The organism is Kitasatospora sp. NPDC057198, assembly GCF_042670125.1.
Taxonomy (GTDB): Bacteria; Actinomycetota; Actinomycetes; order Streptomycetales; family Streptomycetaceae; genus Kitasatospora.
In genome coordinates this window covers 1-1,446 of the sequence record NZ_JBHUWH010000860.1, presented here as the reverse complement: position 1 = coordinate 1,446, position 1,446 = coordinate 1, and the positions used below count along the sequence as shown (strand labels likewise).

Below are 1,446 nucleotides of genomic sequence, written 5' to 3'. Positions count from 1 at the left end.
CCCCCGACCGGGGTGGGACGCGGCTCCTTCGGCGTGCGGGTCCCGCGACCGCGGGCGGCCCCCCGACCGGCGGTCGGGGGGCCACGCGCTCCGGGGGCCGGCCGGGGCTCAGCCGACCGCGGGGGCGGGCGTCCGGAAGTGGTCGACCAGCACCCGCATGACCTCCTTGCTGCGCTCGCTGATGAAGAAGTGCCCGCCGGTGAACACCCGCAGGTCCAGCGGCTGCCTGGTGTGTTCGGCCCAGGCCATCGCCTCGTCGAGGGTGGTCTTCGGGTCGTCGTCGCCGGTCAGCACGGTGATCGGGGTGTCCACCGCGGTGCCGGGCGCGCACCGGTAGCCCTCGACGGCCGTGTAGTCGGCGCGCAGCGCGGGCAGCGCGGCCCGCATCATCTCGTCGTCGCCGAGCAGCGCCGAGGCGGTGCCGCTCAGCCGGCGCACCTCGGCCAGGATCGCGTCGTCGCTGCGGAAGGTGTTCTCCCGCCGGAACGTCGAGGGCGCGCGCCGCCCGGAGGCGAACAGCCGCACCGGGGCGTGCCCCTCGGCCTCCATCCGGCGCACCAGCTCGAAGCCGATCACCGCGCCCATGCTGTGCCCGAGGAGGGTCACCGGCAGTTCGGGCTGGCGCCGCAGCACCTCGTGGATGCGGTCCACCAGCACCGCCAGGTCGGCGATCGGCTGCTCGGCCCTACGGTCCTGCCGGCCCGGGTACTGGATCGACAGCACGTCGACCGCGGGGCTCAGCGCGGCCGACACCGGCAGGAAGAAGGACGCGGACCCGCCCGCGTGCGGGAGGCACACCAGCCGGGCGGCCGGCTCGGTGGCGGGGTGGAAGCGTCGGCACCACAGTTCATCTCCGGGCGAAGGCCGCGACATGACACTCCAGAAGGTAGTCACCGGATCTCGAATCGACCTCCGAAGCTAACGGAATTCCGGTTCCCGGACGGGGTGTTCAAGGGTGGGGGAGGGCCGGTTGAACAGTGCCCGCCCGGTGGCGGGGCTGGTATCCATGTTTTCGAGGGAGCGTGGCGGCCTGTTGCGTTGTCCCGATGATCCCGGTTGTTTCCGAAATTGCGGCGACATTGAGAGGTGACGTTCGTGGGACACAAGTTCTCCCTGGTCCTCAGTCGGGAGATCACCGACGACGAGTCGGCGGTCCTTCAGGAAGGTTTCTCCGGCGCGGTCTTCTCGACCGACGCCCTTCCGACCAACGCGGAGGTGAAGGTCACCCGGGTCGACTTCGACGACGAGGTCTCGCCCTCGCTGGCCGAGGCGATCGAATCCGCCCTCGAGTCCGTGAAGACCGTCTCCGACCTCACCGTTCCCGGCCTCAGCGTCCCGGCGGTGCCGCAGGCACCGGCCGAGGACGCGGTCGTCGAAGCGGCCTGACGCACCGGCGCGACCCCGCCCGGCCCGCCCGTGGCGGCGGGCACCCGGCACGGCGGAGCC

General features: G+C 72.4%; 2 protein-coding genes. One reads left to right on the top strand and one right to left on the bottom strand.

Annotated elements, in window-relative coordinates:
• Positions 1–108: 108 nt before the first annotated feature.
• On the bottom strand, positions 109–873 hold the full coding sequence (locus tag ACFUEL_RS39690; protein WP_380243089.1) for a thioesterase II family protein: 765 nt from the start codon (positions 871–873) through the stop codon (positions 109–111).
• 222 nt (positions 874–1,095) lie between these two features.
• On the opposite strand from ACFUEL_RS39690, the gene ACFUEL_RS39685 reads away from it, so the two are divergent.
• Positions 1,096–1,386, top strand: a complete 291-nt coding sequence (locus ACFUEL_RS39685; RefSeq protein ID WP_380243087.1) for a hypothetical protein — start codon at positions 1,096–1,098, stop codon at positions 1,384–1,386.
• Positions 1,387–1,446 lie beyond the last annotated feature (60 nt).